7 protein-coding genes are annotated in these 7,650 nt (G+C 54.5%); 6 read left to right on the top strand and 1 reads right to left on the bottom strand.

Going from position 1 to position 7,650, the window contains the following annotated elements:
• The first annotated feature begins 165 nt into the window (after positions 1–165).
• The 4 genes from csgA (at position 166) to ymdB (ending at position 2,101) form a co-directional block, all read left to right on the top strand.
• Complete coding sequence (gene csgA, locus ACOT1A_RS16545; RefSeq protein ID WP_003858043.1) at positions 166–621, top strand: curli major subunit CsgA; 456 nt, start codon at positions 166–168, stop codon at positions 619–621.
• Between the two features lie 56 nt (positions 622–677).
• Entirely contained in the window at positions 678–1,010 is a 333-nt protein-coding gene (csgC, locus tag ACOT1A_RS16540; RefSeq protein WP_023299776.1) for a curli assembly chaperone CsgC, read from the top strand.
• 153 nt (positions 1,011–1,163) lie between these two features.
• Positions 1,164–1,484 carry a type 1 fimbrial protein gene (locus ACOT1A_RS16535; protein ID WP_276170113.1) on the top strand — a complete coding sequence of 107 codons (321 nt, stop codon included), beginning with the start codon at positions 1,164–1,166 and terminating at the stop codon, positions 1,482–1,484.
• 80 nt (positions 1,485–1,564) lie between these two features.
• Positions 1,565–2,101 (top strand): O-acetyl-ADP-ribose deacetylase, encoded by a 537-nt coding sequence (gene ymdB, locus ACOT1A_RS16530; protein ID WP_150314847.1) that lies wholly within the window; start codon positions 1,565–1,567, stop codon positions 2,099–2,101.
• A 41-nt stretch (positions 2,102–2,142) separates the two neighbouring features.
• On the opposite strand, the gene mdoC is transcribed toward ymdB, so the two are convergent.
• The gene (mdoC, locus tag ACOT1A_RS16525) at positions 2,143–3,282 is read right to left on the bottom strand and encodes a glucans biosynthesis protein MdoC (RefSeq protein WP_022647705.1); all 1,140 of its coding nucleotides are present in this window, start codon (positions 3,280–3,282) and stop codon (positions 2,143–2,145) included.
• Positions 3,283–3,537: 255 nt separating this feature from the next.
• On the opposite strand from mdoC, the gene mdoG reads away from it, so the two are divergent.
• Both mdoG and mdoH read left to right on the top strand, forming a co-directional pair.
• Positions 3,538–5,091, top strand: a complete 1,554-nt coding sequence (gene mdoG / locus ACOT1A_RS16520) for a glucans biosynthesis protein MdoG (RefSeq protein ID WP_032622136.1) — start codon at positions 3,538–3,540, stop codon at positions 5,089–5,091.
• Entirely contained in the window at positions 5,084–7,612 is a 2,529-nt protein-coding gene (gene mdoH / locus ACOT1A_RS16515; protein WP_023299777.1) for a glucans biosynthesis glucosyltransferase MdoH, read from the top strand. The genes mdoG and mdoH overlap by 8 nt, the downstream gene beginning before the upstream one ends.
• Positions 7,613–7,650 lie beyond the last annotated feature (38 nt).

The raw sequence follows: 7,650 nt of genomic DNA, 5'->3' as shown, positions 1-7,650 counted from the left end.
GCCTGAAAGCGTGCGTATTGCCTGAAAACACAACCCGCTACGGGGGAGACTTACCCGAAATCTGATTTATTCAACAAAGCCGTACAGAGACAGTCGCAGATGGCTATTCGCGTTATTCAACGCTAGCGATGTGTGACGCCTTAATCAATCCGATGGGGGTTTACCATGAAACTTTTCAAAGTGGCAGTTATTGCAGCAATCGTAGTTTCTGGCAGTGCTTTCGCAGGTGCGGTACCACAATTTGGCGGCGGCCACGGTGGTGGCTGGGGTGGCGGCAATAACGGCCCTGACTCAACCCTGAGCATTTACCAGTACGGCGGCGGTAACTCCGCGCTTGCTTTGCAGACGGATGCCCGAGATTCTGAATTGACCATTACCCAGCATGGTGGCGGTAACGGCGCAGATGTTGGCCAGGGCTCTGATGACAGTTCTATCGATCTGCTGCAAAAAGGCTTTGGTAACAGCGCCACCATCGACCAGTGGAATAGCAAAGACTCTGTTATCAACGTGAAACAGTTCGGCGGCGGCAACGGCGCAGCGGTAGACCAGACAGCGTCCGGCTCAACGGTGACTGTGCACCAGGTTGGCTTCGGCAACAACGCGACCGCACACCAGTACTGATTCATTTCTGTACCAAAAAACAGGGCATCCGCCCTGTTTTTTTTCGGGAGGATCTCATGAGCACCTTCATTCTCCTTGCCGCGCTTGCCAGCCAGATAACGTTCAGTACCTCACAGCAGGCAAATGTGACAACCATTATTCCTCAGGTCACGCTGGCAGACGCCTGCGAATGTCAGGTTGAGGTGTTATCTGTCCGACAGGGGCAGGGGGGACAAAGTACATCGCGGCAGAAAAATACTCTTTTTATACCCGCTAATCAGCCGATTGATTTAACGCGAATCAGTTTAAATATTCGCTCAGGGGATGCGGTAAAAATAATCGTCACCGTTTCCGATGGAAAATCGCTTCATTTATCACAGCAGTGGAACGCACCGGCAAGTACGCTTTAATCATTCATAAAATCAATGATTTAATAAAGTGGCGGCGCTGCACAGGTAAGCTATGCTGATATCAAGAACCCAGCAAACGGGTTGCTTAAATTGATACGTCATAACGGAGCGTTTTTACCCCTCAAGGACGAATTTCATTGAGGAGTACAAATAATGTTCAAATCCGCAGCGTGTATTATTTCTGGTCTGGGACTGATCCTGTCCTCTTTTTTTTCTCCGGCTTATTCAGCAACTATAGAGAATGGTGGGGTGATTCATTTTCGTGGCGCGGTGGTCGCTGACCCGTGCGAAGTCACGCCCCGGCATCGGCAGTTTGCGATTTCCTGCCCGGAAAATAACCGTATGAAAATGCATACCATCAGTTATGACGAGGCGCTCCGGGGCCATCATCCTCACTCAGCGCTGGCCGCTGTCACCATGAAATACCTGAATGAAAAGAAAACGCTTGCGGTCGTTCAGGTGGATTACCGTTAACCGCCGTTTTTTTCGCGACAGTTTTTCTCCTTCTCCCTCTGCGATACACTGATGAAAAAGGCGGGTTGCAGAGGGTGTTTATGAGACCGCAAATCGACGTTATTCATGGCGATATCACGACGGTGCACGTTGACGTGATCGTCAACGCAGCCAATTCCTCCCTCTTGGGTGGGGGCGGGGTGGATGGTGCCATTCACCGGGCCGCGGGCCCTCAGCTCCTTGAAGCATGCAAAACCGTGCGCCAGCAGCAGGGAGAGTGCCCGCCGGGGCATGCTGTTATTACGCTTGCGGGCGATCTCCCGGCCAAAGCGGTGATCCATACCGTTGGACCCGTCTGGCACGGTGGCGACAGCCATGAGGCTGAGATTCTGGAGCAGGCTTATCGTAACTGCCTGCGGCTTGCGGCAGATAACGGCTATAAGACCATGGCATTCCCCGCCATTAGCACCGGGGTTTACGGTTATCCAAAGGAAGCGGCAGCTACGATCGCCGTGAATACCGTTTATCACTACCTTTCCCTCAAACCCATGCCGGAAAAAGTCATTTTTGTCTGTTTCGATGAGCACACCGCCGACCTGTATCAGCGGCTTTTGACCGCGCGCAGCCAGGCATTTTGATGTCTGAAAAGCAAAAACGGCGCTCTGGAGGCGCCGTTTTTTTATCCCGCTTTAACCTGAGGTTTGCCTGAGAACAGGAAACGCAAAAGCGGGATCCGCAGGTGGATTTCATACAACACGATGGCAATGCCAACCACAAAGACCAGACCGGTGAAGAAGCCCAGCGCATTCGATTTGATATGCGGCGTAATGTACGCCCCGAAAAACAGCGTCAGCGGATGGTGGACCAGGTAGATAAACAGTGAAGCATTAACGAAATAGGTGACGCGACTTGATTTAAAATTCAGCAGACGATGGCCAAGGGCGAACACCACGTTAACCATCCACAGGCCCATCAGCATCGTTATCACGCTCTCTGTCTCATACATCCACGCGTCCCCGCTGCCAAAGCGCTGATTGAGAAGATAGGCGGCAAAGGCCAGCGCAGCACCCACCGCACACCAGGGGGAGGGGGTGGTAAACAGCGCTTTAAGCCGGGGATGAATAAATGCCAGCGCCCCAATCAGGAAGAAGGGAATGTAGAACAGGGTCTGCATCACCACGAAATTAAACAGCCCATCGCTCAGAATGGGAGGGTAGACAATGAGTAGCGTACGCCTGACGGCGGCATACGCGACCCCCAGCGCAAGAAACAGCAGCGACAGCTTGCCCAGGGTGATGTTGGCGAAGAAGGTCGAGGTTGCGGCGCTCGCGCGCTGGCGCAGTTGACTGAAGATCAGCAAACTCACCGTGGTTAGCACCACCAGTACCAGCAGGAACCAGAGGTGGGAAATCAGCTCCCAGACCAGGGTGTTGTATTTCTCATAGAACGAGAGATTAGGCCAGTTTTCCGCCTTGCCTTTAACATGCTGCAACATGATGAACTGCGGCAGCGTCAGCAGCGGAATGGCCGTCAACATTGGTATGCCCACGCGCTCCACGCGCACTTTCCACCACCGCTTGAGGGGATAGCGCAAGAAGAGCATGTAAGAGAAATAGCCTGAAATGACGAAAAACACCTGCATGCGGAAGGCATGGATAAAATCATTGAACAGCGTCAGCCACCAGGAGGGCATCTGGCTGTTCACATGCCAGGTGTGGCTGGAATAGATCAGTGAAATATGAAAAGGGATCCCCAATAGCATGAGCCATGCGCGGATCGAGTCGAGGAAATATTCACGTTGTACAGGGGTTGTGCTCATATAACTTTGCGCATTCTCAGACTTTTCGCCTTATCCCTAAGGCTCATAATGGTTACATTCGGAGCCAACCCTACACCAAGACCGACACCCTGTCTCCAGGATAAGCACGCAAAGTGAAAAGCGGGTTCTTTCATTTGCTTAATCCATGAGCCAGCGAGCTGAACAAAGCAGTGATAATGTTGTCGGATTGCCTGAGTTTCCATTAAAATGGATCGGATCGATATAAGCACACAAAGGGGGAAGTGCTTACTTATTATGAAACATAAACCACAAATGATGAAAATGCGTTGGTTGGGTGTAGCAGTGCTGTTGTCACTGTATACCTCATCTGCACTGGCCTTTAACATCGATGATGTCGCAAAACAGGCTAAATCGATGGCGGGCAAGAGCTACGAAGCGCCAAAAAGTAACCTGCCCTCCGTTTTCCGCGACATGAAATACGCGGACTATCAGCAGATCCAGTTCAATCACGATAAAGCGTACTGGAACAATATTAAAACCCCGTTCAAGCTTGAATTTTACCACCAGGGTATGTACTTCGACACGCCGGTTGCCATCAATGAAGTGACGGCGACCGCGGTACGTAAAATCAAGTACAGCCCGGATTATTTCAATTTTGGCGATGTGCAACACGATAAAGACACGGTGAAAGACCTCGGCTTCGCAGGCTTCAAGGTGCTTTACCCGATTAACAGCAAAGATAAAAACGACGAAATCGTCAGCATGCTTGGCGCCAGCTACTTCCGCGTGATTGGCGCGGGGCAGGTATACGGGCTTTCTGCGCGCGGTCTGGCAATTGATACCGCGCTGCCATCAGGTGAAGAATTTCCACGTTTTCGCGAGTTCTGGATCGAACGTCCAAAACCAACCGACAAACGTCTGACAATTTATGCGCTGCTGGACTCCCCTCGTGCGACAGGCGCTTATCGCTTCGTGATCATGCCAGGGCGTGACACGGTGGTTGACGTGCAGTCTAAAGTTTACCTGCGCGATAAAGTGGGCAAACTGGGCGTCGCGCCGCTGACCAGCATGTTCCTGTTCGGGCCGAATCAGCCGTCTCCGGCGACTAACTTCCGCCCTCAACTGCATGATTCTAATGGCCTTTCCATTCATGCTGGTAACGGCGAGTGGATCTGGCGTCCGCTGAACAACCCGAAACACCTCGCCGTCAGCAGCTTTGCGATGGAAAACCCGCAGGGCTTTGGTCTGCTGCAACGTGGCCGTCAGTTCTCCCGCTTTGAAGATCTGGACGACCGCTACGATCTGCGCCCAAGCGCCTGGGTTACACCGAAAGGCGACTGGGGTAAAGGCAAGGTTGAGCTGGTTGAAATTCCAACCAATGATGAAACCAACGATAACATCGTGGCGTACTGGACACCGGATCAGCTGCCTGAAGCCGGTAAAGAGATGAACTTCAAGTATGCGATCACCTTCAGCCGTGACGAAGACAAACTGCACGCACCGGATAATGCGTATGTGATGCAGACGCGTCGTTCTACGGGGGACGTGAAGCAGTCCAACCTGATTCGTCAGCCGGATGGCACGCTGGCATTTATCGTGGACTTCACCGGGCAGGATATGAAAAAACTGGCGCCGGATACTGCCGTGACGGCACAGGCCAGCATTGGCGATAACGGTGAAATCGTTGAGAACGCTGTGCGTTACAATCCGGTCACCAAAGGGTGGCGTTTGACCCTGCGCGTGAAGGTGAAAGATCCGAAACAGACCACTGAAATGCGCGCCGCGCTGGTCAGTAACGATAAGCCGCTGAGTGAAACCTGGAGCTATCAGCTACCTGCCAATGAATAATACATCTGAATATATTGATGCCATGCCGCTAACGGACATTGAAAAAGCGGCACTCCCTGCGAGCGACATCCGCGCGGTTCACACCGCGCTGGATGGTGAACATCGTCACTTTTCCCGTGATGATGATACGCCGCTGGGGTCAGTGAAGGCACGTCTGGAGCAGGCATGGCCAGACTCGCTGGCAGAAGGGCAGTTAATCAAGGATGACGAAGGGCGTGACCAGCTACAGGCGATGCCGAAGGCCACGCGTTCCTCTATGTTCCCCGATCCGTGGCGCACCAACCCGGTGGGTCGCTTCTGGGATCGCCTGCGTGGGCGTGACGTGACGCCGCGCTATCTGTCACGTCTGACCAAAGAACAACAGGCGTCCGAGCAGAAATGGCGTACCGTGGGAACGATTCGTCGTTACATTCTGCTGCTGCTGACGCTGGCACAGACGGTTGTCGCCACCTGGTACATGAAAACTATTCTGCCGTACCAGGGCTGGGCATTGATTAACCCTGCTGACATGATTGGCCAGGATATCTGGGTCTCCTTCATGCAGCTGCTGCCGTATATTTTACAGAGCGGCATCCTTCTGCTGTTTGCCGTGCTGTTCTGTTGGGTCTCCGCCGGGTTCTGGACGGCGCTGATGGGCTTCCTGCAACTGCTGATGGGGCGTGACAAATACAGCATTTCCGCGTCGACGGTCGGGGATGAACCCCTCAATCCTGAGCACCGTACCGCGCTGATCATGCCTATCTGTAACGAAGATGTTGACCGCGTATTCGCCGGGCTGCGTGCCACCTGGGAGTCCGTAAAGGCGACCGGTAACGCGGCGCATTTCGACGTCTACATCCTGAGCGACAGCTACAACCCGGATATCTGCGTGGCAGAGCAAAAAGCCTGGATGGAGCTGATTGCTGAAGTGCAGGGCGAAGGGCAGATCTTCTACCGTCGTCGTCGTCGTCGTGTTAAGCGTAAGAGCGGGAACATCGATGACTTCTGTCGTCGCTGGGGTAACCAGTACAGCTACATGGTGGTACTGGATGCGGACTCCGTGATGAGCGGCGACTGCCTGAGCGGGCTGGTCCGTCTGATGGAAGCCAATCCGAACGCGGGTATTATTCAGTCCTCGCCAAAAGCGTCCGGTATGGACACGCTATATGCGCGCTGCCAGCAGTTTGCGACCCGCGTCTACGGGCCGCTGTTTACTGCCGGTCTGCACTTCTGGCAGCTGGGTGAATCTCACTACTGGGGCCACAACGCCATTATCCGCGTGAAGCCATTCATCGAGCACTGCGCCCTGGCGCCGCTGCCGGGTGAAGGATCGTTTGCCGGGTCCATTCTGTCGCATGACTTTGTGGAAGCCGCGCTGATGCGTCGCGCAGGGTGGGGCGTCTGGATTGCCTACGATCTGCCGGGCTCGTATGAAGAGCTGCCGCCGAACCTGCTGGATGAGCTCAAGCGCGACCGCCGCTGGTGTCACGGTAACCTGATGAACTTCCGCCTGTTCCTGGTGAAGGGGATGCACCCTGTTCACCGTGCGGTGTTCCTGACGGGCGTCATGTCCTATCTGTCTGCGCCGCTGTGGTTTATGTTCCTGGCACTCTCGACCGCGTTGCAGGTTGTGCATGCCCTGACGGAGCCGCAGTACTTCCTGCAACCGCGCCAGCTGTTCCCGGTGTGGCCGCAGTGGCGTCCGGAGCTGGCGATTGCGCTGTTCGCGTCGACCATGGTGCTGCTGTTCCTGCCTAAGCTGCTCAGTATCATTCTGATCTGGTGTAAAGGTTCGAAGGAGTACGGTGGTTTCTGCCGCGTAACCCTTTCACTTCTGCTGGAAGTGCTGTTCTCGGTCCTGCTGGCACCGGTGCGTATGCTGTTCCACACGGTATTCGTGGTGAGCGCGTTCCTGGGATGGGAAGTGGTGTGGAATTCACCGCAGCGTGACGATGACTCTACGCCATGGAGTGAAGCCTTTATGCGCCACGGCTCTCAGCTGCTGCTGGGCCTGGTGTGGGCCGTTGGTATGGCCTGGCTGGATCTGCGTTTCCTGTTCTGGCTGGCGCCAATCGTCTTCTCGCTGATCCTGTCGCCATTTGTGTCGGTGATCTCCAGCCGTTCTACGGTGGGCCTGCGTACCAAACGCTGGAAGCTGTTCCTGATCCCGGAAGAGTATTCTCCGCCGCAGGTGCTGGTGGATACCGATACCTATCTGGAGCAGAACCGCAAACGCACGCTGGATGATGGCTTTATGCACGCCGTGTTTAACCCGTCATTCAACGCGCTGGCAACCGCGATGGCGACTGCGCGTCACCGTGCCAGCCAGGTGCTGGAGATCGCCCGCGATCGCCACGTTGAGCAGGCGCTGAATGAGACGCCAGAAAAGCTTAACCGCGACCGTCGTCTGGTGCTGTTGAGCGATCCGGTGACGATGGCACGGCTTCACTACCGCGTGTGGACTTCTCCGGAGAGATACTCTTCGTGGGTGAACTACTACAAGGACGTGAAGCTGAATCCGCTGGCCCTGAAGGCGAAGTAAGTTGTTAAGTAGGGCGGGTAAGCGAAGCGCCACCCGCC

The organism is Enterobacter cloacae complex sp. SYL003, from assembly GCF_049236925.1.
In the GTDB taxonomy this organism is placed as follows: domain Bacteria; phylum Pseudomonadota; class Gammaproteobacteria; order Enterobacterales; family Enterobacteriaceae; genus Enterobacter; species Enterobacter intestinihominis.
Note: the sequence above shows the minus strand (reverse complement) of the source record. Positions and strands in the feature narration are given on the sequence as shown.

Bases quoted from the DNA above. Each gene is read 5' to 3' on its own strand.
- mdoG (WP_032622136.1), top strand. From the start codon at position 3,538: ATGAAACATAAACCACAAATGATGAAAATGCGTTGGTTGGGTGTAGCA.
- csgC (WP_023299776.1), top strand. From the start codon at position 678: ATGAGCACCTTCATTCTCCTTGCCGCGCTTGCCAGCCAGATAACGTTC.
- ymdB (WP_150314847.1), top strand. From the start codon at position 1,565: ATGAGACCGCAAATCGACGTTATTCATGGCGATATCACGACGGTGCAC.
- csgA (WP_003858043.1), top strand. From the start codon at position 166: ATGAAACTTTTCAAAGTGGCAGTTATTGCAGCAATCGTAGTTTCTGGC.
- ACOT1A_RS16535 (WP_276170113.1), top strand. From the start codon at position 1,164: ATGTTCAAATCCGCAGCGTGTATTATTTCTGGTCTGGGACTGATCCTG.
- mdoH (WP_023299777.1), top strand. From the start codon at position 5,084: ATGAATAATACATCTGAATATATTGATGCCATGCCGCTAACGGACATT.
- mdoC (WP_022647705.1), bottom strand. From the start codon at position 3,282: ATGAGCACAACCCCTGTACAACGTGAATATTTCCTCGACTCGATCCGC.